This window comes from Cyanobium sp. A1C-AMD (assembly GCF_024346495.1).
Classification (GTDB): Bacteria; Cyanobacteriota; Cyanobacteriia; order PCC-6307; family Cyanobiaceae; genus Cyanobium_A; species Cyanobium_A usitatum.
Map to the genome: position 1 here is coordinate 1 of NZ_JAGQDB010000034.1, position 23,840 is coordinate 23,840.

Sequence of the window (23,840 nt, forward strand, 5' to 3'; positions counted from 1 at the left end):
AGAAGGTGGTTAGCCATGAATCACTTAAGGAGCGGGTGCTCGATATCCCGCCCCAGCAGTGCATCACCCGCGACAACGTCGGCATCGAGGTGGATGCGGTTGTTTATTGGCAGCTGCTGGAGCACGCCCGCGCCTACTACGCCGTCGACAACCTGCAGGCAGCCATGGTGAACCTGGTGCTCACCCAGATCCGCGCCGAGATGGGCAAGCTCGACCTCGACCAAACCTTCACCACCCGCCAGGAGGTGAATGAGGTGCTGATGAAGGAGCTGGATCAGGCCACCGATCCCTGGGGCGTGAAGGTGACTCGGGTGGAATTGCGTGATATCCAGCCCTCACGGGGCGTGCAGCAGGCGATGGAGCAGCAGATGACAGCCGAGCGGGAGAAGCGGGCGGCGATTTTGCGTTCGGAAGGCGAGCGCGACTCCCAGGTGAATGCGGCCCGGGGCCGGGCTGAAGCCCTGCTGCTGGATGCCGAAGCCCAGGCCAAGCAGCAGACCCTACTGGCCCAGGCCAGGGCCGATGCGGCTAGTCGGCTGGCGGAGGCGATGCAGGCCAACCCCCAGGCCGCCGAGGCGATGCGTTTGCTGCTGGCCGGCGACTGGATGGCCATGGGCGAGCAGATGGCCCAGGCGCCTGGAGGCAGTGTGCTGATGGTGGATCCCCAGAGTCCGGCAGCCCTGCTCACCGCGTTGCGAGGTCTGCAGCAGGGTCAGGGTTGAGGCGGCAGCGGCGGCGGTGGTAGGCCCCTATCCCCAGCAGCCCAATCCCCAGCAGCCTCGAGCCTTACGGCAGTGCCGATGGCGCAAGCCATCAACATTCCACCCGCCTGTCCCAGCACCTCGTAGTCCACCCGCACCCCCACAACGGCATCGGCTCCCAGCAATCGAGCGCGCCTGCCTAGTTCCTGCAGTGCCATCTCCCGGGCCCGCTCCAGAGTGACCTCATAGGACCTAGCCCGCCCGCCGATTAGGTCGCGGATTGAGGCCAGGATGTCGCGAAAGATATTGGCGCCCAAAATGGTTTCGCCGTGCACCAGGCCCAGGTAGTGCCGTATCGGCTGGCCTTCAAGGCTGGAGGTGGTGCTGAGCAGCATGGGTGTCACCGCAACCAGGGGCTTAGCCCAGTTTGCTGTTCCTACTGCTGGAGCTGCTGCTGCGCCTGCCAGCGCCCGAATAAATCCGGCCGGCGTTCGGCGGTGCGCTGCTGCTGCTGCTCAAAGCGCCAGCGGGCGATGGCGCCATGGTCGCCGCTGCGCAGCACCGCCGGCACCTCCAGCTCCCGGAAGTTGGCGGGACGGGTGTAGTGGGGATGCTCGAGCAGTAGGGCGCTGTGGCTCTCATCCTCGAGGCAGGCCTGGGTGCCCACGGTGCCGGGCAGCAGCCGCACCACGCCGTTGATGATCACCGCCGCCGGCAGCTCGCCGCCGGTGAGCACGAAGTCGCCGATCGATACCTCCTCATCAGCAAGGGAGCGGATGCGTTCATCGAAACCTTCGTAGTGGCCGCAGATCAACACCAGCTGGTCATAGCCGCTAGCCCAGCGGCGCAGATCGCTCTGCTGCAGGGGCTTGCCCTGGGGGCTCATCAGCAGCACCCGCCGCCGCGGCAGCACCGGGATCGCCTCCACCGCCGCAAATACCGGCTCTGGTTTGAGCACCATGCCGGCGCCGCCGCCGTAGGGCTCGTCGTCGACCTTGCGGTATTTGTCGGTGGCGAAATCGCGGGGGTTGTGGGTGTGGAGCCCGGCGATGCCGGCAGCAAAGGCCCGGCCGATCACCCCCAGACCCAGCAGTGGCGCAAAGGCCTCCGGTGCCAGGCTCACCACATCAAGGCGCATCAGCTCAGCTCGCGGGCACGGTGGGCCGGCTTACCCGGCGGATCTCGGAGCTGAAGCTGGCCCGGCCGGGGCTGCCATCAACGCCGGTTTCCACCGTGGAGCGCAGCCTCAGATTGGGCTTGGTGAACCAGATTCGCTCGCGCACCTCCCGGCCATTACCTGGGATCACCAGCTCCAGGCTCCCGTCGGGCCAGAGCTGCCAGCGGCCCTGCTGCTCGCCGCTGCGGAAGCCACCTTCGGCGTCGAAGTGCAGCTGCTGCTGGGCCACCGCATCTTTCTGGCCCACTTGCAGGCCGCCCGCCCCACCAGCGGTCTCGGCCTCGAGAAAGGCCACCACCAGCTCGCCGCGGTCGCTTGTGTGCCAGCCGTCGTCGTCGTCATCGCCGGCGTTTACCTCGCCGAGGGCGAACTGGCTGCGCAGGCCCATCCATTCGCCGGCGCAACAGCGCAGAAAGGCTCCGATTTCTTCGGGAGGAAATGGGGCGGTGTTGGGTCTGGGCTCGCTCATGGGCGTGATTCTCTCAGCCGCCTGACCCGCTGTCGCCCATCCAGATCACCTGGTGGCCGTAACCGCGGAGGGTTCGATCCGCTGTAAGCAGGGGGAGGTCGCGATGGATCCAGGGCAGATGCTGCACCGCCAGAAAGTGTTCTGGCTCGATTCCCAGTTCCCAGAGGCTCACCTCGCTGCACATCATGGGTAAGCGGCGGTCCATGAGGGTGCCACGCAACGTTGCCGGTATGCGCTCAGGGGCAATGGCCAGCCAGAGCAGCAGCTCGGCTTTGAGGTCGCAGTCCAGAACCACAGACCCCTGAAGAAAGCCGAGCTCGCGTCGGCGAGGAGCCTCATCTACCGGCACCAGCCGCACCATGGCTTTGCCGGCACTCGCAATCACCACATCCTCGCCATCGAGCGCTTGCTCGACATACCTGGAGAGATTGGTTTTGGCGTCGTGGAGGTCGACTTGCATTGCTTCGGCTTAGCCGGTAAAGCGGCTAAGCAGGTGTTACTCCCCCCGGTAGCCCAGTTCGCTCAAGCGCGCGGCGCTGCGGCGCCAATTGGGCACCACCTTCACGAACAGCTCCAGATACACCGGCCCGTCGATCAATTTCTGCATCTGCTGGCGGGCGCCGCTGCCGATCTCCTTAAGCATGCGGCCCCCTTTGCCGATCAGGATCCCCTTCTGGCTGCTGCGCTCCACCAACACCGTGGCCAGCACGGCGGTGCGCGGCCCGTCGTCGACGATGCGCTCGATCTGCACCGCCACCGAGTGGGGAATCTCCTCGCGGGTGTGGTGCAAAACCTGCTCGCGGATCAACTCCGCCAGCAGCAACTGCTCGGGCTGATCGCTCACCGCATCCGGTGGGTATAGGTGGGGACCCTCCGGTAGGTCGGCGGCGAGAGCTGCCACCAACTCGCTGGTACCCGCGCCGTTCAAGGCGCTCACCGGATGCAGGGGCCAGCCCGGCACCAGCTCGCGGTAGCTCTGGGCTAGCTCCTCGGTCCGGGCCGGATCCACCAGGTCATTTTTGTTGAGGGCTAGGTGCACAGGTGCGCGGCAGTGCTGCAACATCTCCACGATGAAGCCATCGCCCCGGCCAGCCGGCTCGCTGCCATCCACCAGCAGCAGCACCACATCCACTTCCCCGATGGCGCGGCGGGCGCTCTGCACCAGTCGCTCCCCCAGCAGGTGGTGGGGCTTGTGGATACCCGGCGTATCTAGCAGCACCAGCTGGGCTGTTTCGGTGGTGAGGATCGCCCGCAGCCGGTTGCGGGTGGTTTGGGCAACGGGCGAGGTGATCGCCACCTTTTCGCCCACCAGCTGGTTGAGCAGGGTGGATTTACCCACGTTTGGCCGGCCGATCAGCGCCACGAAGCCGGAGCGAAAGCCCTCAGGGCTCGTGGGCAGGGCTGGGATGGTCGTGGGAAACTCCATAACACCAGCCTGGCAGCCGGCAGGCCTTAGAAGGTTTTGGCTTCTGCCCGGGCCAGGGCTTCGCTGGGATCCCGGCTGAGGTCAGCCTCGAGGAAGTCGCGCGTCTGGGGCAGAGCCACCCGCAGCTCGGATTCCAGGTGCAGATCCACGGTCAACTGGCCCGCTTTCACAGCGCCGTTCTCGAGCACATGGCCTCCGCAATGGCGATCGTCGCTGAGGAAATGGAAGTGATAGCCAGGGATATTCAGGCTGCTGACGTAACTCGGCGACCAGAAGCCCACCAGGGTGCCGCTGAGGTTGTGGTGGTCGAACACGGTCTGGACTGTGGCGGCTGCCTCCAGTTCCGTGCCGGTCTCCACGGCGCTGACGGTTCGCACCTCAATGCGATCCAGCATGCCGCGCACGCGGATGGCCATGAAGAGGTTGTCGCTCGGTCGCAACGCGTCGAGGCGGTTGCAAAGGTCTGCCCAGCTGGTCACCTGCTCGAACTGGTGCTGCTGGTCGCTGTGGAAATGGGTCACCACAAAAAAGGGCGTCAGTTCCTCGTCGGGGGCTCGGCTGAGGGAACCATCGGCCCGGGCTTGCCAGCATTCGCCCTCCAGCAGCACCCCTTCGCCATCGAGGTGGTCGAAGGTGCCCAGGCCGAAATCGCCATGCCGGGCCAGCTCGCCTACCCGCAGGCAGCCCTGGGACACCCCTTCCACCACGGCCGTGGAGGTGGATACCTGCCAGAGGGTGTGGTGCTCCAGGTCGAGATAGTCGCTCAGAGCCGCTCGCAGCACGTGGCTGGCGCTTTCGCCCGTGCGACGGCAATGCGCCTCCAGGGCCCGGCGGTGTCCCTCGGGCAAGTGCAGCTCCATCGTGTGGCGGCGGCGGGACATCGAAGCGGGGCAGCTAACGCCCACAGGCTGCTTTAGTGTGAAGTTTGTGTCCATAGCGATGACCCCAGCTCCTCGCCAACCCACCTTCCAGCAGGCCATGGAGATCACGGCCCAGTGGCTGGCCCTCTGGGAGAACGGTGAACTCAGCGACGAGGTGCTGGCCGACCGGGTGGCTGAGCTGGTGGCAAGCCGAGATGGTGCCCGGGGCTTTTTTGTTGTGAGCCTGGCCGGCGACTGCCCGCTGATGGACCGCCTGCCCGAAACCCTGCTGCTCCAGCTGCGGCTGGCAGGCGAGGGCGTCGTCGATCTCTCGGCCCGCAACCTGGCCATGAGTACGGCGATGGCCCTTCACCATCAACGCGCTGGCGATTCCAGCCAGCAGGGGGCTTCGGAGCGGGTGCAAGCCCGCTGCACCGAACTGCTGCGGAGCCTTGAGCCTCAGGCCGTTAAGGAGCGGCTGGAAATCCTGCTGGCGGCTACCGCCGGGCAGGGAGAAGACGTCGCCTTCCTGGATCGCTGGGGCTACGACGCCGAGCAGCGGAGCTCGATCGCCGCCGCAATCGAAGCTGTGGCTGAGGCTTGAAACGGGCCAAGATGACTTGATTGCCCCGCCGTCGCTTCTGCCCATGATTCGCCCCTTTCCATCCCGGGCGTTGCGCATCCTGGCCACGGGAATCGGTGCCGCCGCCCTGCTGGGCCCGGCGCCTGCCAGGGCGATTGAAACCATTAATTTGCGCCTGCCGCTGCTCGAGACGGACTTCAGCATCAGGGTCGCTGAATTGCGCAGTCCGGAAGCATTGATTGCCGGTGACAGCGATCTAGCCGAGCTCGACCGTGCCACCCGAGGCGAGATTGGCCGCAGGCTTAAGGCTGTGCTGAGCTCCAACCTGCCCTTTGAGGCCAAGGCGGTTATTCGCCAGGCCCAGGGTTCACCGCTGCTTGATCAGGTGCTGCTGTTGGTGGGGGCCCTAGGCGACATCGATGGCTTGCCTGATCCGCTCGATCCGGCTCAGTTTGAGCAAGCCATGGAGCGGTCTGCCGCTAAGGGGGGCATCACCCTGCTGGATGTGATCGAGCAGCTACCAGGCCAGAGCGTCACGGTAGAGCTGGGCCGTTTGGGATTTTCAATTCAGCGGTTTCGAGACCAACGCCGCTCGGCTGAAAAGCTGATTGCCTCCATGCCGGCTGTGGGCAGTGCTGGACCACTGCAGGAGGCAGGGCGGCAGTCCGTTGCCCGCCAGGAATTAAAAATCGTCGTTGGCCATCGCCCGGAGCCGTTGGCTCTGGTGGTGCTCGAGCCAACCGGATCTGGAGCGGCGCCCAATCGACTGGTGGTGATTTCCCACGGGCTGTGGGATGACCCCAGCAACTTCGAGGGCTGGGCAGCCCACCTGGCTAGCCATGGCTACACCGTGGTGCTGCCCCGCCACCCAGGCAGCGATCAAAGCCAGCAGCGAGCCATGCTGGCCGGCAAGCAGCCCCCTCCCAGTCCGTCTGAGCTGGCCCTGCGGCCAAAAGACGTGTCGGCCGTGATCGATGCCGCCGCCCAGGGCCGGCTGGCCTTGCGCCGACCGGTGGACACCCAGGCGGTGCTGGTGGCAGGCCATTCCTGGGGGGCGACCACTGCGTTGCAGCTGGCTGGGGCCCGGCCCATCACCACCAAACTTCAGCAGCTTTGCGATGAGGTGCGCGACCCCTCCCGCAATCTCAGCTGGATATTGCAGTGCAACTTCGTTGGTTCGGCGGATAGTGCCGCTCTGGTCGACCCCCGGGTGGCTGCTGCCATTGCGGTGAGTCCGCCGATGCGCTTGCTATTTGATGTCGATTCCGCCGGCAGCATGAAGGCGAAGGTGCTGGTGATCAGCGGTAGCCGCGACTGGGTGGTGCCGCCCGGGCCCGAGGCGATCGAGCCCATGGCCAGGGCCACCCTGGGCGGCGCCAGTGGCCATCGCCTGGTGCTGGCTGAGAATGCTGATCACTTCAATTTGCGTTCCCCCAGGGGCGAGTCCGGGGGGGCCTTGCGGGCCCTGTTGCTGGCTTGGTTTAACTCTGCTGCTCGCTTAAGCCCAGGTAACCCGCCTGAATTGCCACTTGCTGGTTGGGGCAGTGCCACCCATCCGCTGCGGGACGTGACATCGTCGTTGCCCAAGCCACCGGCTCAGCCATAAAAAAAGCGCCCCTTTGGGGGCGCTGAAGTTGCAGGATTGAAGCTCAGTCGCGGCGGCCGCCGCCCTGGAGGGCGATGATCAAGCGCAGGATGAAGATAAATAGGTTGATGTAGGTGAGATACATCCCCAAGGCGCCGGCCAAGTATTGGTCGTCGCTATAGGTGCGAGGCATCGTGTAGAAGTCGACGAATGCTGCGCCTACGAACAGCACCGTGCCGAAACCTGCAATCAGCAGTTCGAAGGTGCCGCCGGTGAACACGCCTGGGGCAAAAATGCCACCGATAATCTGCACGACCATGGCGATCAGCAGGCCGAGGATGCCCAGACCCACTACGCCGCTCAGGGCTTGGCCGATGTTGTCGCTCATGCGGCGACCCACCACTGAGGCCACCACAAAAGTGATGCCCGTAGCCAGGGTGGCTGTGCCGATGGCGCCGACACCAGCGGCGCTTACGGCGTAGGCAACGATGCCACTGAGGGTGAAGCCGGTGATGAGGCTGTAGGCCGTCAGCAGCGGGAGGGCGGTGTTGTTGTTGCCCTTCAGGGCCACATTCTGGGCCACGAAGAACAGGATGAAGTTGCCGATCAGGGCCACCCAGAACAGGGGCATGAACAGGGCTGGGCTGCTGGCCATCAGGGCTAGGCCTCCCATCACCCCACCGGCGGTGAGCACCATGCCGCCGCCCACATAGGGCAGGGCCTTGTTGACCACATTGGGGCCCACCAGGGCGCTCGATTGGGCCTCACGAATGGCCTGTTGAAAATTGCTGCTGGCCGGCATGGCGCACCAGTGGTTTCGAAGTTTCTATATCCTGCCAGCGATCTGCAGGCAACGGGAGGCCCTGCTGGCTGCCGTTGGTGCGGATCTCCCTATCGGGATTGGGCTCAGGTTGGGCGCCTGGGCTTCAGGAATCGCCACCGACCTGGTTGTTTGAGCTAGGCCAGAGCCCCGCCGCGAGCACCGCAACGCCGGTGCCGATGAATGATTCAGCCAAGCGCAGCAGGGCATTTAGCCCCGGACTCAGCTTCGGATCCAGGCTGCCGGTGACCATCACAACGATCACGGTGATAGCCGCCAGGCGGCCATGGCTCGGCACATTGATCGCTGCGCAGAGCGCAACTGTGGCGAAGATTGCCACGGCCATGCCCAGGGGGTGAAAGGGAAGCAGCGTCAGGTAGATGGCACTGGTGCCGGCGCCTATGGCTGAACCCAAAATTCGCAGCGAGGCTGAGTTGGTTGTCTCCCTGCGGGTGGCCTGGGTTACCACGATCGCTGAGATCGCCGACCAAAGCCCGCCGATCTTGGGTAGGTAGCCCGGGAACAGATTCGTGAACCAGTAGCCAAGCAAGTAAGCCACCAAAGCCGCTATGGCGATTTCGGCGGGGATGCGCAGACGCTCTGCTTTGTTCATGGTTCAGGCTCACTGCACTGGTTATCGAATCGCCTTTTAACGGCAGGCGCCAGCTTGGTGGCATCGCGATCGGCATAGGCCTCCACCAGCCGCTGCACTAGCGGGTGGCGCACCACGTCAGCCGCGGTGAGCTCGCAGATCGCCACACCCTCCACCCCCTGCAGCACCTGGGCCGCTTCCTGCAGGCCGCTCTTTACCCCATAGGGCAGGTCCACCTGGGTGGGATCGCCAGTTACCACCATGCGGGAGTGTTCCCCCAGCCGGGTAAGCACCATCCGCATCTGGGCGGTGGTGGTGTTTTGGGCTTCGTCGAGGATCACAAAGGCGTCGGCCAGGGTGCGGCCGCGCATGTAAGCAAGAGGGGCCACTTCAATCACCCCTTTTTCCAGCAGGGCACCGGTGCGCTCGGCGCCAAGCAGGGCGTGCAGGGCGTCGTAGAGGGGGCGCAGGTAGGGATCAACTTTCTGCTGCAGATCGCCCGGTAAAAACCCGAGCCGTTCGCCCGCCTCAACCGCCGGGCGAGTGAGCACCAACCGCTCGACCTTGCGCTCGGTGAGCATGCGCACCGCCTGAACGGCGGCCAGAAAGGTTTTGCCCGTGCCCGCCGGGCCGAGGGCAATGGTGAGGTCGTGGCGCTCCATAGCTTCCACATAGGCCTGCTGGCGCAGGGTGCGCGGACGCAGCAACTTGCCACTCTGGCTGCGGGCCAGCACCTGGCGCCCCATTTGCTGATGCTCCGCGCTCCTGCCGGTGTCGAGGGCCTGCAGGGCTACCCGCACATCCACTTGGGTGATGGCTTGGCCTTCCTGCCACAGGGGGCGAAGCAATTCCACCAACGCCGCAGCACGCTCCAGCTGGCTGGGGGGTGCCTGAATGACCAAATCCAGCCCCCGCAGCACTAGCGAAGCTCCGGTGAGGGCTTCGAGTTGGCGCAGGGTGGATGATTCGGCGTCACCTGCCAGGGCTAGAGCCGCGGCAGGATTGGGCAGGGGAATGGCAAAGCTTGTGGGCCCCTTTGGCTCTGCCATGGGGCGAAAGCTCAAGCTTCGGCGGTAGCAGCGGCTTCCGTAGTTGCTTCGTCGGCACTGGCGGCTTCAGCAGCAGCAGCTTCGGCAGCTGCTTTGGCTTCGGCGGCAGCAGCAGCTTCGGCAGCCTTTGCCTCAGCAGCTTCCTTGACAGCTTGCTTGGCTGCAGCTTCGCGGGCATCAGCCTGCTTTTGCTTGCCAACGACCTCAGCAGGGCGCACGGTCTTCTCGATCAGACCACCCTTCTCCAGCAAGGAGCGCACCGTGTCGGTGGGTTGGGCCCCTTGACCCAAGCGAGTGCGGATCGCCTCGGTGTCGAGACGGGTCTCTTTGGTGCGGGGGTTGTAGAAGCCCAGCTCCTCAAGCGGACGTCCGTCGCGGCGAGAGGTGCTGTTAGTGGCCACGAGGCGGAAACTCGCTTCCCGCTTCTTTCCAAACCGCTTCAGGCGGAGCTTGATCATCGTGGCCTTGCGCTAGGTGTCCAAACAAGCAATGTACCCGGTCGGGTGCTCATAGCTGGCCGAATCCCTTGCGTTTCTTGGCGGGCTTGGCAACTCTTTGCCCCGCCCCACCGCCGCCCATGGGGCCAGGCATGCCAGGCATGCCGGGCATTCCAGGCATTCCAGGCATTCCCCCCATCCCTGGCATGCCGGGCATGCCGCCGCCACGGGTCATCTGCTGCATGAAGCCGCGCATCTTCTGGAAATCGGCCAGCACCTTGTCCACCTCGGCCGAGCTGTGGCCGCAGCCAGAGGCGATGCGGCGCCTTCTTGAGGGTTGGGAGGCCAGCAGCTCCGGTTGCTGGCGCTCGATCTCTGTCATTGAGCCAATCATCGCCTCAATCTTTTTGAGCTGCACCTCGCCTTGCTTGAGCATGCCGTCGTCAATTTTGTTCATGCCCGGGATCAGCTTCATCAGCCCGCCCAGGGAGCCCATGCGCCGGATCATGCGCATCTGCTGCAGAAAGTCGGAGAAGTCGAAACTGGCTTCCTGGAGTTTTTGCTGCATGCGGGCCACGTCGGCCAGCTCCACCTCCTTGGTGGCCTTCTCCACCAGGGTGAGCACGTCGCCCATGCCGAGGATGCGGCTTGCCATCCGTTCGGGATGGAAGGGCTGGAGCGCCTCTACCTTCTCGCCGGTGCCGATGAACTTGATCGGCGCACCGCTCACCTTGCGTATCGAAAGGGCGGCACCGCCGCGGGAGTCGCCGTCGAGCTTGGTGAGCACGGCTCCTGTGATCCCAACCTGCTCGTGGAAGGCCCGGGTGAGATCGGCGGCCTCCTGGCCGATCATCGAATCCACCACCAGCAGCACCTCGTCGGGCTGCACGGCCTGACGGATCCGCACCATCTCCTCCATCATCGACGTGTCGATTTGGAGTCGGCCGGCGGTGTCCACCAGCACCGTGTCGAAGCCCTCCTCGCGGGCCTTGGCGATGCCGGCGGCGGCGATGTCCTCGGGCTTGGCATCGGTGCCAAGGCTGAATACCTCCACGCCGATTTGGGCGCCCAGGGTTTTTAGCTGCTCAATGGCGGCAGGTCGGTAGACGTCTGCTCCCACAAGCAGGGCCTTGCGCCCCTGTTCCTTGAGGTGAAGGCCGAGCTTGGCGGTGGCGGTGGTTTTGCCGGCGCCCTGCAGGCCGGCCATCAGCACCACCGAGGGCGCACCGGGTTTGCCTCCTGCGGCCAGGGGGGCGTTCTCGCCTCCCATGGTTTCAACCAGCTGCTCGTGCACCAGCTGGATAAATTTCTGATCCGGGCTAACGCCCCGGACCACCTCGGCGCCCACGGCCTTGCGGCGCACCTCCTCGACGAAGTCCTGAACCACCGGCAGGCTCACATCCGCCTCCAGCAGGGCTCGACGCACCTGCTTGAGCGCGCCTTCAACGTTGGTTTCCGTGATCGAGGCCTGCCCTCTCAGGCTCTTAACCGCCTCTTCAAATCGCTGGGAAAGCTCGTCAAACATCGCGGTGCCACTCCGGGGCCAGGGGTTGGGGCCTGGGCCCCATATTGAAACGATCGTAAAAACCAGTCCGGCTGGTCAGGGAGCTTTCTGGAAGCTCACCAGGCGCCAGATACCTCCGTCGCGGCCAAACACATAGAGGTTGCGAAGCTCCATCTTGCTGGGCTCGCCTTGAGGATCCCCCTTGGCGTTGAGCCGCTGATCGGTGTAGCTCAGCCCCACCGTGGCGGCGATGCGGTTGGTGTCTCGCTCGTTGATCACCAGATTGGTGATGTCGGTGCTGATGGTCTGGGTTTCGCCACGGGCCTGATCGGCGTCGCGCTCCGAGGCGAGTCGATCCAGCTGGCTTGGCCGGGCCAGCACCTCCAGGGGAATGCGACTGTCTTTGCCTGCCAGGATTGCGGCCTTGGCGTCGAGCCATGCTTCGAGCAGGGCCTGCACCTGGGCTTCACTCGGCGCTTCCTCCCGCAGGGGCAGGCTGGGCTCGGCGGCAGGGGTTGCCTTGACGGGAGCGGTGGGCTTGATGGGAACAGCTGGTGGGGCGACCGGTTGCACCGCGATGGGAGTGCGGCCCGGGCCGGGGGCGGGAGAGCGCAGCCTCACAAACGAGGCGATAGCAAGCAGTGCTACCCCGGCTGCCACTGCTACTCCGGTAGTTGTGCGGCGCGAGGGCCACTGCCACTGCCCCTGCCACGGCAACTGCCACTGCCACTGGGGCATGCGCTCCATCCAGGAGGCAGGACCATGGCTATCCCAGGCTTCCCGCAGGTTCTCTAGCCAGTCCGTCCCGTCCCAGTCCCACTGCTCGTCTTCGTCTTCCTGTTCCAGGAAGCCGCCGCTGGGGCTGGCTGGGGCTGCGCTAACCGGGGCTGAGCCCGTGTTCCAGGCAAAGGCGTTTTCGGCGGGCGCTGGCAATCGCTCTGAGGGGCTGTCGTGCTGCTCGACGTAGGCCTGTACGTCGCGGTCGGCGAAGTAGGCCTCCAGATCCGGATCAGCCTCCAGATCGCGGTAGCCGGGCAACACATCACGCGCGAGCCAGTCGCGGCAGTAGGCGCAAAGTTGGGCTAGGGAGTCACTGCTTTGCTGCTCGGCCCAGCGCTTCAGTTCGGGGGTTGCTCCCTGCTCGAAGGCGCTGCGGGCTTTTTCCACCTGACCAAGCAGCAGATGCAGGCAGGCCAGCAGCGGTTGCAGTCCGTCTTGACCGCTGGCCTCGAGCCGCTCGCGGGCCGCGGCGATGCGCTCGGGCTTGCGTTGGGCAAAGCCGGAGGCGGTGAGGGCGGTGCTCGCCAAAAAATCTGCAGCCGCAGAGGCTTCTGCCCAGCGACTGAACAAATCCACCTGTTCCTGCACTGTCAGGAAGGCACGGATCTGCTTAAAAAAGGCTTGAAATTCCTCCGCGCCCATGCTCGGGTCACCGAAACCCTCCAGTCCGCCCCTGCGGGCCACCAGCTCTTCAAGCAGGGTCAGACCCTCGGCCCTTTCTGTTTGGGCCGTGAGGTTGCGGCTGAGTAGGTCCAGCACTCGGTAGGGCCGCAAACCATCGAGCTCGTCGCTGAGTTGCTGGCGAATGGCTGGTAACTGGCCCATCCGCTGCAGCAGGTGCTGGCCCTGCCGCAGGGTCTGGGCGGCGGCCTCGTAGCGCCGTTGCTGGCGCAGGTCGACGGCGGCCGCCAGGCAGGCGAGGCCAGCTAACAGGGCCAGGTCGGCCTCGCGAGTGCTTCCCAGCGCTGGCGTCTGAGGTGGCTGTAGGGCCCGGCAGGCGAGCTCGAAGCTTTCGAAGGCCTGACCCGCTTCGAGCAACAGCAGCAGGCCGCCTACCTCCTTGCTGGTGGGCACATCAAGGGCGGGCATCAGCGTTGGCCCGCTGCCGGCCAGTGCCGTCAGGTCGGATTCGTAGGCCTGGCGCCGGCTGCTGTCGCTGAGTAGGTCGGCGCTGGCGCGCAGTAGTTCCTCACGGGCTAGCAGGGTTTCCTGGGTAAATCCCTGATCTGGCGCCCGGTCGATGCGTTGCTGCAGGGTGCGCAATAGGGACTGCAAGTCCGTGGTCGGGTTGACTCCGAGCAACCGGAAATGATCGATCGGCAGTTCCAATCCAGGCCTTTCACTGGTGGCTGACTGTAGGCAGGGTCAGAGGTTGTGGCACAAATTGTCAGCTGCTGCGGGAACAGACCTCGTACAGTTGGGCAATGACGCAGGCGGACATGGGCCACGACATTGCGGCGGCACCAGGATCAGCCTCCGGAGCACCGACCTGTTCAGCCGACGTCACCAGTTTGGTGGGGGCTCACGCTGAGCGCCTCGAGAACCTTTACCCATCCGTGCCTGCCACGGTGAATCGCGAGGAGGGTTTGATGCTCTACCGCGACATGACCCTGGGTCGGCGCTTTGAGGACAAGTGCGCGGAGATGTACTACCGCGGCAAAATGTTTGGCTTTGTGCACCTCTATAACGGCCAGGAGGCCGTGAGCACGGGCGTGATCAAGGCGATGAAGCTGCAGCACGACTGGTTTTGCAGCACCTACCGCGACCACGTCCATGCCCTGAGCTGCGGCGTGCCGGCCCGCGAGGTGATGAGCGAGCTATTCGGCAAGGAAACCGGCTGCAGCAAGGGCCGTGGAGGCTCCATGCACCTTTTTTCCAAAGAGCATCACCTGCTCGGTGGCTACGCCTTCATCGGCGAAGGCATCCCCGTGGCCCTCGGCGCCGCCTTCACCAGCCGCTACAAGCGCGATGCCCTAGGCGATGCCAGTAGCGACTCTGTTACTGCCGCCTTCTTCGGCGACGGCACCTGCAACATCGGTCAATTTTATGAATGCCTAAACATGGCGGCGCTTTGGAAGCTGCCGATCCTGTTTGTGGTGGAGAACAACAAGTGGGCCATTGGTATGGACCACAACCGTGCCACCAGCGATCCGGAGATCTGGCGTAAGGCCGCTGCCTTTGGCATGGCTGGTGAGGAGGTGGATGGCATGGACGTGCTGGCGGTGCGTGCCGCCGCCCAGCGCGCCGTTGAGAGGGCCCGGGCCGGAGAGGGCCCCACCCTGCTGGAGTGCCTCACCTATCGCTTCCGCGGCCATTCCCTGGCTGACCCCGACGAGCTGCGCGAAGAGGCTGAAAAGGAGTTTTGGGCCAAGCGAGATCCGATCAAATCCCTTGCCAGCCGCTTGATCGAGCAGGGCTTGACTACGGGCGAGGAGCTCAAGTCGATCGAGAAGGAGATCGATGCCGAAGTGGCAGATTGCGTCGAATTCGCCTTGGCGGCTCCCGAACCCAAGCCGGAAGAGCTCACTCGCTACATCTGGGCGGAAGACTGAATACCCGTGCCCTAAAGCCCCGTGCCCTAAAGCGTCGTGGGGGTGCGGCGGGTGAGATTGCGCAGCTTGCGTAGAGCTTTGAGTTCTACCTGGCGCACTCTCTCCCGGGACACATCGAGCCGCCGGCCGATCTCCGCCAGGGTTTGACGCTCCTCTCCTTCCAGCCCGAAGCGCAGTTGCAGCACCTGGCGCTCCTGGTCGCTCAAATGGCTCAGCCAGCGCCCTAGCTGCTCTTGATGGATGCCGCGCTCCACCCGGTCGAGGGGCTCCTCCTCGGAGGAATCGGCGATCAGATCGCCCAGGAAGCTGCGGCCTTCATCACCGTTTACTGGCGCATCCAGGCTCGAGGTGGTGAGGGACTGGCGCAACAGGCCATCAAGCTCTTCGATCGGCATGGCCATGGCCTCGGCGATCTCCTGGCGGCTGGGCATGGCGCCGAGCTTGTGGGCAAGGTCGAGGCTCACCTTGCGAATGGCGGTGAGGCGCTCGCTGAGATGCACCGGCAGTCGAATCGTGCGCGACTGGCAAGCGATCGCTCGGGTCATGCTCTGGCGAATCCACCAGAAGGCATAGGTCGAAAACTTATAACCACGGGTGGGATCAAATTTCTCAACAGCCCGCTCCAGTCCCAGTGAACCTTCCTGGATCAAGTCGAGCAGCTCCAGACCCTTGCCTTGATATTTTTTGGCAACACTTACGACTAAGCGCAAATTGGCCTTCATCATGCGCTGCTTAGAGCGCTTGCCGATGCGCAGCAATTTCTTTTCCAGGTCGCTGAGCTCCCGATCTCCCTCCTCCGTGAGGCGCATCATTGTTTGCACCTGATTGCCGAGTTCGATCTCTTCAGCTGGCGTCAACAGGGGCTCCCGCCCGATCGTGGCCAGGTACCAGGTAATCGGGTCGCTACTTCTACGGCGGCTGCTTTCGCTGACCCTCGTCGGGGATGAGGTCATAGGTACGCCTATCGAAGGAATTGACTATCGAGGCAAATTCGGCTCTATGAGGGTGTTTTCAGCAACCCTTTAGCTTTCACTTGCAAAACAACACAGAAGCAGCCCTGTCCTGGTCTGACATTTACTGATTTCCGTGTTGTGATCAACACAGCTGAGCCAGTTTTTCTGCCACCTGCATTGGTGTGAAACCGCTCTCGGAGTTTTCCCCCCGTCGCCCGGCCTGGGCGTGGGCCAGTGCTGCCGCGGCGAGCCAAGTGGCGTCGGCGTTGCCGCTGGCGGCCAGGGCCATCGCTCCCAGTCCGGCGGCGTAGCCGGCCAGCACGTCTCCGAGTCCTGTTCTTGCACTACCGGGGCTGGCTTCGAGCAATTGCCAGCGGCGGCCATCCGGGGCCGCCACGATGCTGCGGGCCCCTTTGAGCAATACGCAGGCCCCACTACTCATGGCCGCCTGGGCGGCCGCCTCCAGGGCGGTGCTGCCGGCGAGCTCGGGAAAGAGGCGGGCGAATTCGCCGGGGTGGGGGGTGATCCAGGTAGGCCCCTGTCGCTGCTGGAGCCAGCGGCTTGCCTGCAGACCGAGCCCTTGGCTCACTGGCCCCGCCAGGCGGTTGAGGCCGTCTGCATCAAGCACCAGCAGTCCTTGCCAGCTCAGCAGCTCACTCCAACTCGGCGGATTGGGCCAGCAGTTGGCCTCCCCCAGGCCGGGCCCGACCAGCAGGGCATCCAGCCGCTGGGGATCGAGTTCGGCCGGGGGATCGAGGCATACCACTACCTGTGGGTGCTGCTGCCAGATGGTGCCGGCCAGGGCCTCGGGCAGGGCGGCCCGGACACTGCCGCAGCCGCTGCTGCTGGCGCCGGCCAGGGCCAGGCTGGCGGCACCCCGATAGGTATCGCTGCCCGCTACCACCAGCAGTCGGCCGCGCTGATATTTCGATGCCGCCGGGTTGAATTTGGGTTTAGGCCTTGCCGCCAGATCCCGCTCCGCCAGAGCCAGGGGCACTTTGAGCGGAAGCTCCTGCAGCAGCGATGGCGGCAGGCCCAGGTCGACCCAGTGCAGCGACCCCACAGCCTCTAGGGCCGCGTCTTGAACCAGGCCGGTCTTGATGAGGCCGATTGCATAGGTGCTGATGGCCTGGGCCGTGTATGAGCCGGTGGCCTGGCCGCTGTCGGCGCATAGGCCCGTGGGCACATCAATCGCCACTAGCCCATGTGGCCGCTGGCGCTGGCGCTGACGCAGCAGGGCTTCGATCGCCTCTCCAGGTGCTCGCCGCTGGCCGATGCCCAGCAGGGCATCGATCCAGAGGGCGGCACTGCTGGGATCGGGGCTGGCCTCCAGCCGGGGGATGCCAAGCCACAGGGCGTGGCGCAGGTGGGCGGCGCTGAGCGGCTTGTGGTGCCCAAACGGGCTCCAGATGGCCGTTGAGATGCCAGCCAGGTGCAGTTCCCGGGCGATCACCAGCCCATCCCCGCCGTTGTGGCCTGGCCCCACCAGCACCAGCGCCCCATGGCGCCCCAGCCGCTCGCCGTGCTGCTCCAGCAGCAGCCGACTAACCGCCAGGGCGGCCTTCTCCATCAGGGCTTCCACCGGCAGGCCGCTGGCGAAGAGTTGCTCCTCCAGCGCTGCCATCTGGGCGCTGTTGACCAGCAGGTGGCAGCTATTGCGTGCCGGCCAAGGGGCTACTGCGGACGGCTCTCCCAACCCCGTTCAGTCATCTGGGTTTCATGATGGGAGCACTCCCGCCAGCTGTCTGCCCTTTGCCTGCTCCAGAGGCTTCTTCCGCTTTTGTTCCGCCTGCTTCGACTCCGGCTGGCCAGGCCGCTTTAGAGCGGCTGCGGGCCTGGCCCGGGGAGCATCGCGTCGCGGTGGGCCTCTCAGGCGGCGTTGACAGCTCCTTGACGGCAGCCCTGCTGGTGGAAGCGGGCTGGCAGGTGGAGGGCCTCACCTTGTGGCTGATGAGTGGCAAGGGTGCCTGCTGCGCCGAGGGCCTGGTGGATGCCGCCGGCATCTGCGAGCAACTAGGGGTGCCCCACCACGTGGTGGATTTTCGCGAGCACTTCCAGGCCCAGATCGTTGATTTTTTGGTGCAGGGTTATCAGGCCGGCGTGACGCCGCTGCCCTGCTCTCGCTGCAATCGGGAGGTGAAATTTGGGCCGATGCTCCAGTGGGCTGAAAGCGAGCGGAGCATCGGCCGGCTCGCCACGGGGCATTACGCCCGGGTGCGCCATGGCGCTAACAGCGACAACGGCCGTCACCAGTTGTTGCGCGGCTTAGATGGCCAGAAGGATCAGAGCTACTTCCTCTACGACCTACCCCAGGAGGCCCTGGGCCGGTTGGTGTTTCCCCTCGGCGAGCTCACCAAGGCAGACACGCGGCTGGAGGCGGAGCGCCATGGGCTGCGTACGGCCCAGAAGCCCGAGAGCCAGGACCTCTGCCTGGCCGACCACCACGGCTCGATGAAGGCCTTTCTCGATGCCTACCTGCCGCCGCGTCAGGGTCAGATCGTGCTTACCGATGGCACGGTGGTGGGCGAGCACGACGGCATTGAGCACTTCACGATCGGCCAGCGCAAGGGCTTGGGGGTGGCCTGGAGCGAGCCGCTGCATGTGGTGCGCCTTGATGGGGCTATGAATCAGGTGGTGGTGGCACCCCGCGCTGGGGCGGCCCGGGGCGAAGCGTTGGTGGGGGCGGTGAATTGGGTGTCGATCGAGCCACCTACAGCGCCCATGGAGCTGGCGGTGCAGGTGCGCTATCGCAGTGCACCCGAGCCGGCCCGGTTGATTCCCTTGCCCGCCACCGACGCCGATAGCGCAGCCCTGCGGCCCCACCGGGTGCGGTTGGAGTTTGCCGAGGAGCAGTTTTCGATCACGCCTGGTCAGGCGGCGGTGTTCTACGCCGGTGAGGTGCTGCTCGGTGGAGGCCTGATTCAGTCCTGAGCCCAGCCAGTTCTAAGCCCAGTCAATTCTGAGCCCAGCCAGTCACCAGTAGGGGTCGCTGGCTAGCTCCACCGTCAGAGAGCCGGAGCGGCTGGCGGGCACCGTGGCAATGCAGGCCCGCACCACCTGGCCGTTGACTTCGATCTCGCAGGCGCCGCAACTGCCGCCCAGGCAGCCGGTGGGGATCAGAAAGCCTGCGGCCTGGGCTGCCACCAGCCAGTCACACCCGGCGTTGCAGCTGCTGGTGTGGCCGTTGGGCCAGTGGATGCTGGTGGCGGAGACGGCCATTTAGGGGCTCAGCAGGGGGGTGAGGTTCACGTGGGCCTCAAAGGCATCGGCGAGTCGCTCTAGAAGGGCGTCTCGCTGCCGGCTGTGGTGGGGCGGGTTCTCCGGCAGGGCAGCCAGGCCGCGACGCTGGCGAAGTTGGTTGAGCCAAAGGCGCCGCCAGGGCCCGCTTTCGAATACCCCATGCAGGTAGGTGCCAGCCACCAGACCGCCCGCTTCGCCAAAGCTGCACCAATGGCCCAAGTCGGGATCGGTGGCGAGGGGCTGCAGGGGGCCGGTGGTTTCGATGGGGCTGCTGAGGCCGCGATGCAGTTCGAATCCCTCCAGGCTCAAGCCCTCGCCGGGCCAGCGGGCCGTGCTTTGGCGCTGGCGCAGGGCCTTGCGGCCGCCGAAGCGGGTGCGTAGCGGCAGCAGATCCAGGCCGGCCACCATTTGCCCCGCTGCGCAATCACCGCCCTCAAGGCCCTGCGGATCCAGTAGCTCCCGGCCCAGAAGCTGTAGGCCGCCGCAAATACCAAACACCTGGCCCCCGCCGGCGACGTAGCTGCGCAGCTCCTGCCCCAGCCCAGCTCGCTGCAGGGCCGCCAGATCTCTCAGGGTCTGCTTGCTGCCCGGCACGATTACCGCATCGGGGCGCCCCAATGGTTCCCCCGGCGCCAGCCAGCGCAGCTGCACGCTTGGTTCGGCCTCGAGGGGATCGAGATCGGAGAAATTGCTCAGTGATGGAAGGCGCAGCACGGCGATCTCCAGCTCGGCGCCGCTTTTGCGGCCGCGGCGCTCCAGCAGATCGAGGGAGTCTTCTGGCGGAAATAGCTCGTCGAGCCAGGGCATAACCCCCAGCACGGGGATGCCGGTGTGGGCCTCTAACCAGCGGCGCCCCTCGTTAAACAGCTCACGGCGGCCGCGGAAGCGGTTGATCAGCAGGCCGCGGATCAGGGGCCGCTCCACCGGCCGCAGCAGCGCCAAGGTGCCCACCAATTGGGCAAAAACGCCACCGCGCTCGATGTCGGCCACGAGGATGCAGCGGGCCCGCAGAAATTGGGCTAAGCGCAAATTTGTGAGGTCGCGGGATTGCAGGTTTACCTCCACCGGGCTGCCCGCTCCCTCCAGCACTAGGCGCCCCCCCGGATGGGCCGCCTGCAGCTCGCTCAGGCCGGCGCGGATGGCCGCCCAGCCAGGCCGGAACCAGTCGCGGTAGTAGTGCTCTGCGCGGGCCAGCCCCACCGACTGGCCCAGATGGATCAGCTCGCTGGTGGAGTCGCCCTGGGGCTTGAGCAGCACCGGATTCATGCTGTGGTGGGGCTCCAGTCCGGCCGCCCAGGCCTGCAGCGCCTGGGAGTAGGCCATTTCGCCGCCGTCCTGATCAACCCAGGCGTTGTTGCTCATGTTCTGCCCCTTGAAGGGCAGGGGCGTTTCGCCGCGACGGCGCAGCACCCGGCAGAGGGCAGCGGTCATCAGCGACTTGCCAGCCCCGCTACTGGTGCCAAGCACCATCAGGGGGGTGGGTGCGGCTGGGGCCGGCTGAGCAGCTTTTGCGCTCATAGACGCAGCCGGTGGCGGCGAAGCCAGTGCTGCAGGCAAATGGGGCCGCTGGCGCCGGGAATTTCGCCAGGCCATTGGGCCAAAATCTCGCGTCCCATGGGTGTGAGCCGCACCCGCTCGGTGAGGCCCTGGCCATCCACTTCCCGCCGCAGCACCCCCAGTTGGATCAGCCAGATCCAGTGGGCTTCAACCCGATCGGCCGTCGGTGCTCCCTGGCAAAGGCTCTGGAGGTCGTTCCGGCGGCAGAGCTCGCCGCCGCTGATAGCCCGATCGCTCACCTCCACGTAAAACGCCCGCCTAAATGGCAGGCAGCGCATTGCCTGGCTGGCCCTGGACAGGGAGCGTTTGTTTTGAAGCAGGGGGTCGATCGCGGCGGCTTCCCGGTGTTGCATAGAAGGATTCTCCCTGACCCCATGCTCGTGCTCGCCTCCGCCTCCCCAGCTCGCCGGCGCCTGCTGGAGCAAGCCGGCATCGCTCACCAGGTGCAGGTGAGTGGCGTCGATGAGGAGTCGATCAGCGATCCCGATCCCAGCCAGCTAGTGCAGCGGCTGGCCCGGGCTAAATCCGAAGCCGTGGCCCAACAACTGCCCCAGGGCTCCAGGGTGCTTGGCTGCGATTCGCTGCTGGTTTTCAACGGTGAGGTGTATGGCAAGCCCGCTGACGCTGGCGAAGCTCGGCAGCGCTGGTTGCAGATGGCAGGTGGCTGGGGTGAGTTGATCACCGGCCACTGCCTCCTGCCTTGCTGCCAAGAAGCAGCTGATGGCGGGCCACTGCTGGCCGCGGTAGTGACCCGCGTGCAGTTCGCTGCCCTCAGCGCGGCGGAGATCGACGCCTATGTAGCCAGTGGCGAACCCCTCCAATGTGCCGGTGGCTTTGCCTTGGAGGGGCGTGGAGGGCTGCTGGTGGAGCGAATTGAAGGTTGCTTCAGCAACGTGATCGGCCTGAGCCTGCCGTTGCTGAGGCGATGGCTCAAGGCCCCATCAAGTTGTTGAGCAGCTGGCCGAAGCTATTGCCGTTACTGGGGGCAGCAGTGGGTGTCACGGTGAGTACCCGATCAGACCAGGTGAAGCTGACACTGCGGCCCTGGTCATTGACATTGACTGGCCAGGAGTTGCCCTTGACATCGCTGAGCTGGTAGCTGCCGCCCCTTGGCTTGCTAACGCTGTAAAGGTTGCCGTCTTGAAGACTCACCTCTAGGAGTCGTCCTTTGCTAGTGCGGTTTTCCCTCAGTTCACAGTTGCCGTTGTACAGGGATTTAAACCAGCGGGTCATGCGGCATTGGGCCGCTCGGGTCTGGGTACTGCTGGCACCGCCAGCGCCAGTCCCATTCGCACTACCGAATAGTTGGTTGGAGAGAGCAACATTCACCTGCTGACGGTTCCAGCCATCGCTCCAGCAGGTGCGAGCGTTCAGATCACAGGCGCTGCCGTTGCTGAGCCGAAATTGACGTGGCGGTGCTTGGTCGGCCAGGTTGCGCAGGGCGTTTTGCTCGGCAAAGGATCCGAAGTACTCCCTCGTCAGCCCCAGGGATAGGCCGGACTGGTCGTAGCAGACAGGACTGCTGCCGGGGTCGCAGACGATTCCGGCACGGGGGGTTTGCAAACCCTGGAGACCGCCGCCGGATTGATTTGCTGTTGTTGGGAGTGAGCCGAATAGTTGCTGGGTGAGGTTGGGAGCCATTTGGGCCCTCTGCCAGCCATCACTCCAGCAGGTGGCCGCGCGCGAGTCGCAAACAGCTCCGTTGCTCAGTCGGAAGTCATTGGCTTGGGGGCGGTTGCCCAGCTCGGAGCTAAGACGGTTGGCAGCGATGCTGCCGAAGTAGGTCTGGGTTAGGCCGATGGAAGGTCCTTGCTTGTCGTAGCAGGTGGGACCAGCTTGGTCGCAGATCACACCTGCAGCAGGAGAGGTGATAGCTCCTTGGGCCTGGGCTGGCTGGGCCAGTAAAGGAACCATATTTAGACCAGTTGCCAGCAGAACAGTCTCCAATAGCCGTGATCTTGAGCTCAGGTTTTGAACTGAATGGCGGGCCATTAATAAAGCTCTTATTTCTCCGAAACCTAGTCAGATAGGGGCGGGGCGGCAACAAAAAAGCCCCCGCTCGAAAGCGGGGGCCAGCAACGATCACTTTGTGATCAATCCAGATCCGGCATAGCCAAGGTGGGCTCTGCCTTGCGATCAATGCCCTTCTCGAAACCAGCAGCAGCAGCGCGAGCGCGACCTGCATGCCACAGGTGGCCGACCAAGAAGAAGAAGGCGAGGACAAACTGCGTGGACGCCAGCCACTGGCGGATGTTCACGAAGTTCACCGAGTTGGGCTCGGTGATGATGCCGCCAACGGAGTTCAGGGAGGCGTTCGGAGCGTGGGTCATGTATTCAGCCGCGCGGCGCACTTGCCAGGGCTGAATGTCGTTCTGGAGTTTGTCCAGGCTCAGGCCGTTGGGGCCGCGCAGGGGCTCCAGCCAGGGACCGCGGAAGTCCCAGAAGCGCATGGTTTCACCACCGAAGATGATCTCGCCTGTGGGTGAGCGCATCAGGTACTTACCCAGACCGGTGGGGCCCATGGCCGAACCGATGTTGGCGCCGAGGCGCTGGTCACGCACCAGGAAGGTGAAGCTCTGGGCCTGGGAGGATTCGGCGTTTGTGGGGCCGTAAAACTCGGAGGGATAGGCGGTGTTGTTGAACCAGATATAAGCCGAGGCGATGAAGCTCATAAAGCTCAGGGCGCCGAGGCTATAGCTCAAGTAGGCCTCACCATTCCAGATGAAGGCGCGACGCACCCAGCCGAACGGCTTGGTGATTGCGTGCCAGATGCCTCCGAAGATGCAGATCAGACCGATCCAGATGTGACCACCGATGATGTCTTCCATCGAGTTGACCCCGATGATCCAGCCCTCGCCACCAAAGGGTGCGCGGGTGAGATAACCGAAGATCACGCCGGGGCTGAGGGTTGGGTTGGTGATGATGCGCACATCGCCACCGCCCGGTGCCCAGGTGTCATAAACACCGCCGAAGAACATGGCCTTGAAGACCAGCAGCAGGGCGCCGACGCCGAGAAGAATCAGGTGATAACCAATGATGTTGGTCATCTGATTCTTGTCGCGCCAATCCTGGGAGAAGAACGTGGAGTAATTCTCCAGCACTTCAGGACCACGCAGGGCGTGATACAGACCACCAAGGCCGAGCACGGCCGAGCTGATCAGGTGCAGCACACCAACAACAAAGAACGGATAAAGGTCGGTGACCTCTCCGCCAGGACCAACGCCGTAACCCAGGGTGGCTACGTGGGGGAACAGGATTAGACCCTGCTCGTACATGGGCTTGTCGAAGGTGAAGTGACTCACCTCGAAAAGCATCATGGCCCCAGCCCAGAAGACCATCAGGCCAGCATGGGCGACGTGGGCGCCGAGTAGGCGACCGGAGAGGTTGATCAGACGGGCATTGCCCGCCCACCAGGCATAGCCGGTGGAGTCGAGGTCTTTGCCCCCGACCACCAGATTGGAATTAAAGGGCGTTTCCACGGGGCAGAACCTCTTCAGGGAAGACGAAGTTTTCATGCGGCTGGTCAGCCGGTGCCATCCAGGCACGCAGACCTTC

The 23,840-nt window shown here is 64.7% G+C and carries 25 protein-coding genes and 1 pseudogene; 6 read left to right on the forward strand and 20 right to left on the reverse strand.

Translation table 11 applies throughout. From position 1 onward, the window contains the following. Positions 1 to 722: SPFH domain-containing protein (locus KBY74_RS07355; RefSeq protein WP_254942134.1), on the forward strand; the 722-nt coding region annotated here is incomplete at its 5' end. Here the strand turns inward: KBY74_RS07355 and KBY74_RS07360 are convergent. Genes KBY74_RS07360 through budA form a run of 6 tightly spaced genes read right to left on the reverse strand, consistent with a single transcriptional unit; the run spans position 713 to position 4,654 of the window. Further along, a complete protein-coding gene (locus tag KBY74_RS07360) occupies positions 713 to 1,096 on the reverse strand; it encodes a heavy metal-binding domain-containing protein (RefSeq protein WP_254942135.1) in 384 nt (127 codons plus the stop codon). The genes KBY74_RS07355 and KBY74_RS07360 overlap by 10 nt on opposite strands. A 41-nt stretch (positions 1,097 to 1,137) precedes the next feature. Continuing rightward, on the reverse strand, positions 1,138 to 1,839 hold the full coding sequence (gene trmD, locus KBY74_RS07365; protein WP_254942136.1) for a tRNA (guanosine(37)-N1)-methyltransferase TrmD: 702 nt from the start codon (positions 1,837 to 1,839) through the stop codon (positions 1,138 to 1,140). Between the two features lie 4 nt (positions 1,840 to 1,843). Further along, positions 1,844 to 2,347, reverse strand: coding sequence for a phycobiliprotein lyase (locus tag KBY74_RS07370; RefSeq protein WP_254942137.1), 504 nt, complete (start codon positions 2,345 to 2,347; stop codon positions 1,844 to 1,846). Positions 2,348 to 2,360: 13 nt separating this feature from the next. After that, entirely contained in the window at positions 2,361 to 2,807 is a 447-nt protein-coding gene (locus tag KBY74_RS07375; RefSeq protein WP_254942138.1) for a type II toxin-antitoxin system prevent-host-death family antitoxin, read from the reverse strand. A gap of 36 nt (positions 2,808 to 2,843) precedes the next feature. After that, positions 2,844 to 3,773 carry a GTPase Era gene (gene era / locus KBY74_RS07380; protein ID WP_254942139.1) on the reverse strand — a complete coding sequence of 310 codons (930 nt, stop codon included), beginning with the start codon at positions 3,771 to 3,773 and terminating at the stop codon, positions 2,844 to 2,846. Positions 3,774 to 3,799: 26 nt separating this feature from the next. After that, positions 3,800 to 4,654 carry an acetolactate decarboxylase gene (gene budA / locus KBY74_RS07385; protein ID WP_254942140.1) on the reverse strand — a complete coding sequence of 285 codons (855 nt, stop codon included), beginning with the start codon at positions 4,652 to 4,654 and terminating at the stop codon, positions 3,800 to 3,802. Between the two features lie 58 nt (positions 4,655 to 4,712). Between budA and KBY74_RS07390 the strand changes: the two genes are divergently transcribed. Both KBY74_RS07390 and KBY74_RS07395 read left to right on the forward strand, forming a co-directional pair. Next, positions 4,713 to 5,237 carry a hypothetical protein gene (locus tag KBY74_RS07390; protein ID WP_254942141.1) on the forward strand — a complete coding sequence of 175 codons (525 nt, stop codon included), beginning with the start codon at positions 4,713 to 4,715 and terminating at the stop codon, positions 5,235 to 5,237. Positions 5,238 to 5,280: 43 nt separating this feature from the next. Continuing rightward, entirely contained in the window at positions 5,281 to 6,822 is a 1,542-nt protein-coding gene (locus KBY74_RS07395) for an alpha/beta fold hydrolase (protein ID WP_254942142.1), read from the forward strand. A gap of 43 nt (positions 6,823 to 6,865) precedes the next feature. Here the strand turns inward: KBY74_RS07395 and KBY74_RS07400 are convergent, their stop codons facing one another. The 6 genes from KBY74_RS07400 to KBY74_RS07425 form a co-directional block, all read right to left on the reverse strand. Beyond that, on the reverse strand, positions 6,866 to 7,603 hold the full coding sequence (locus tag KBY74_RS07400) for a Bax inhibitor-1 family protein (RefSeq protein WP_254942143.1): 738 nt from the start codon (positions 7,601 to 7,603) through the stop codon (positions 6,866 to 6,868). 124 nt (positions 7,604 to 7,727) lie between these two features. Then, entirely contained in the window at positions 7,728 to 8,234 is a 507-nt protein-coding gene (locus KBY74_RS07405; RefSeq protein WP_254942144.1) for an aromatic acid exporter family protein, read from the reverse strand. Next, positions 8,231 to 9,262 (reverse strand): PhoH family protein, encoded by a 1,032-nt coding sequence (locus KBY74_RS07410; RefSeq protein WP_254942145.1) that lies wholly within the window; start codon positions 9,260 to 9,262, stop codon positions 8,231 to 8,233. The genes KBY74_RS07405 and KBY74_RS07410 overlap by 4 nt, the downstream gene beginning before the upstream one ends. Before the next feature lie 11 nt (positions 9,263 to 9,273). Beyond that, positions 9,274 to 9,720: a 30S ribosomal protein S16 gene (gene rpsP, locus KBY74_RS07415; protein WP_254942146.1), complete on the reverse strand. Its 447-nt coding sequence runs from the start codon at positions 9,718 to 9,720 to the stop codon at positions 9,274 to 9,276. Positions 9,721 to 9,769: 49 nt separating this feature from the next. Continuing rightward, positions 9,770 to 11,224: a signal recognition particle protein gene (ffh, locus tag KBY74_RS07420; RefSeq protein ID WP_254942147.1), complete on the reverse strand. Its 1,455-nt coding sequence runs from the start codon at positions 11,222 to 11,224 to the stop codon at positions 9,770 to 9,772. A gap of 75 nt (positions 11,225 to 11,299) precedes the next feature. Continuing rightward, positions 11,300 to 13,258, reverse strand: a complete 1,959-nt coding sequence (locus KBY74_RS07425) for an IMS domain-containing protein (RefSeq protein WP_254942148.1) — start codon at positions 13,256 to 13,258, stop codon at positions 11,300 to 11,302. Between the two features lie 149 nt (positions 13,259 to 13,407). On the opposite strand from KBY74_RS07425, the gene pdhA reads away from it, so the two are divergent. Next, a complete protein-coding gene (gene pdhA / locus KBY74_RS07430; protein ID WP_254942149.1) occupies positions 13,408 to 14,535 on the forward strand; it encodes a pyruvate dehydrogenase (acetyl-transferring) E1 component subunit alpha in 1,128 nt (375 codons plus the stop codon). Between the two features lie 26 nt (positions 14,536 to 14,561). Here pdhA and KBY74_RS07435 read toward each other — a convergent pair whose 3' ends face one another. Beyond that, positions 14,562 to 15,488, reverse strand: coding sequence for a sigma-70 family RNA polymerase sigma factor (locus KBY74_RS07435; RefSeq protein ID WP_254942150.1), 927 nt, complete (start codon positions 15,486 to 15,488; stop codon positions 14,562 to 14,564). Positions 15,489 to 15,630: 142 nt separating this feature from the next. Continuing rightward, a complete protein-coding gene (locus tag KBY74_RS07440; RefSeq protein ID WP_254942151.1) occupies positions 15,631 to 17,184 on the reverse strand; it encodes an NAD(P)H-hydrate dehydratase in 1,554 nt (517 codons plus the stop codon). Between the two features lie 23 nt (positions 17,185 to 17,207). Between KBY74_RS07440 and mnmA the strand changes: the two genes are divergently transcribed. Further along, positions 17,208 to 18,419: a tRNA 2-thiouridine(34) synthase MnmA gene (gene mnmA, locus KBY74_RS07445; protein WP_396123127.1), complete on the forward strand. Its 1,212-nt coding sequence runs from the start codon at positions 17,208 to 17,210 to the stop codon at positions 18,417 to 18,419. A 42-nt stretch (positions 18,420 to 18,461) separates the two neighbouring features. Here the strand turns inward: mnmA and KBY74_RS07450 are convergent, their stop codons facing one another. The 3 genes from KBY74_RS07450 to KBY74_RS07460 are packed head-to-tail and all read right to left on the reverse strand — an operon-like array spanning position 18,462 to position 20,638. After that, on the reverse strand, positions 18,462 to 18,707 hold the full coding sequence (locus KBY74_RS07450) for a 2Fe-2S iron-sulfur cluster-binding protein (RefSeq protein ID WP_254942153.1): 246 nt from the start codon (positions 18,705 to 18,707) through the stop codon (positions 18,462 to 18,464). After that, the gene (locus tag KBY74_RS07455) at positions 18,708 to 20,198 is read right to left on the reverse strand and encodes a cobyric acid synthase (RefSeq protein ID WP_254942157.1); all 1,491 of its coding nucleotides are present in this window, start codon (positions 20,196 to 20,198) and stop codon (positions 18,708 to 18,710) included. It lies immediately after the preceding gene. A gap of 44 nt (positions 20,199 to 20,242) precedes the next feature. After that, positions 20,243 to 20,638: an Npun_F0494 family protein gene (locus tag KBY74_RS07460; protein ID WP_254942154.1), complete on the reverse strand. Its 396-nt coding sequence runs from the start codon at positions 20,636 to 20,638 to the stop codon at positions 20,243 to 20,245. Between the two features lie 21 nt (positions 20,639 to 20,659). Here KBY74_RS07460 and KBY74_RS07465 point away from each other — a divergent pair, with 21 nt between their 5' ends. Beyond that, positions 20,660 to 21,238, forward strand: coding sequence for a nucleoside triphosphate pyrophosphatase (locus tag KBY74_RS07465; RefSeq protein ID WP_254942155.1), 579 nt, complete (start codon positions 20,660 to 20,662; stop codon positions 21,236 to 21,238). Here KBY74_RS07465 and KBY74_RS07470 read toward each other — a convergent pair. The 3 genes and pseudogenes from KBY74_RS07470 to KBY74_RS13860 form a co-directional block, all read right to left on the reverse strand. Then, positions 21,216 to 22,232: a YcgJ family protein gene (locus tag KBY74_RS07470; RefSeq protein ID WP_254942156.1), complete on the reverse strand. Its 1,017-nt coding sequence runs from the start codon at positions 22,230 to 22,232 to the stop codon at positions 21,216 to 21,218. The two genes, KBY74_RS07465 and KBY74_RS07470, sit on opposite strands and share 23 nt — an antisense overlap. Before the next feature lie 146 nt (positions 22,233 to 22,378). Further along, a complete protein-coding gene (gene psbC, locus KBY74_RS07475; RefSeq protein WP_106502199.1) occupies positions 22,379 to 23,764 on the reverse strand; it encodes a photosystem II reaction center protein CP43 in 1,386 nt (461 codons plus the stop codon). Continuing rightward, a pseudogene (locus KBY74_RS13860) lies at positions 23,748 to 23,840 on the reverse strand (photosystem II protein D2); the annotation flags it as partial. The pseudogene KBY74_RS13860 and the gene psbC, both read right to left, overlap by 17 nt.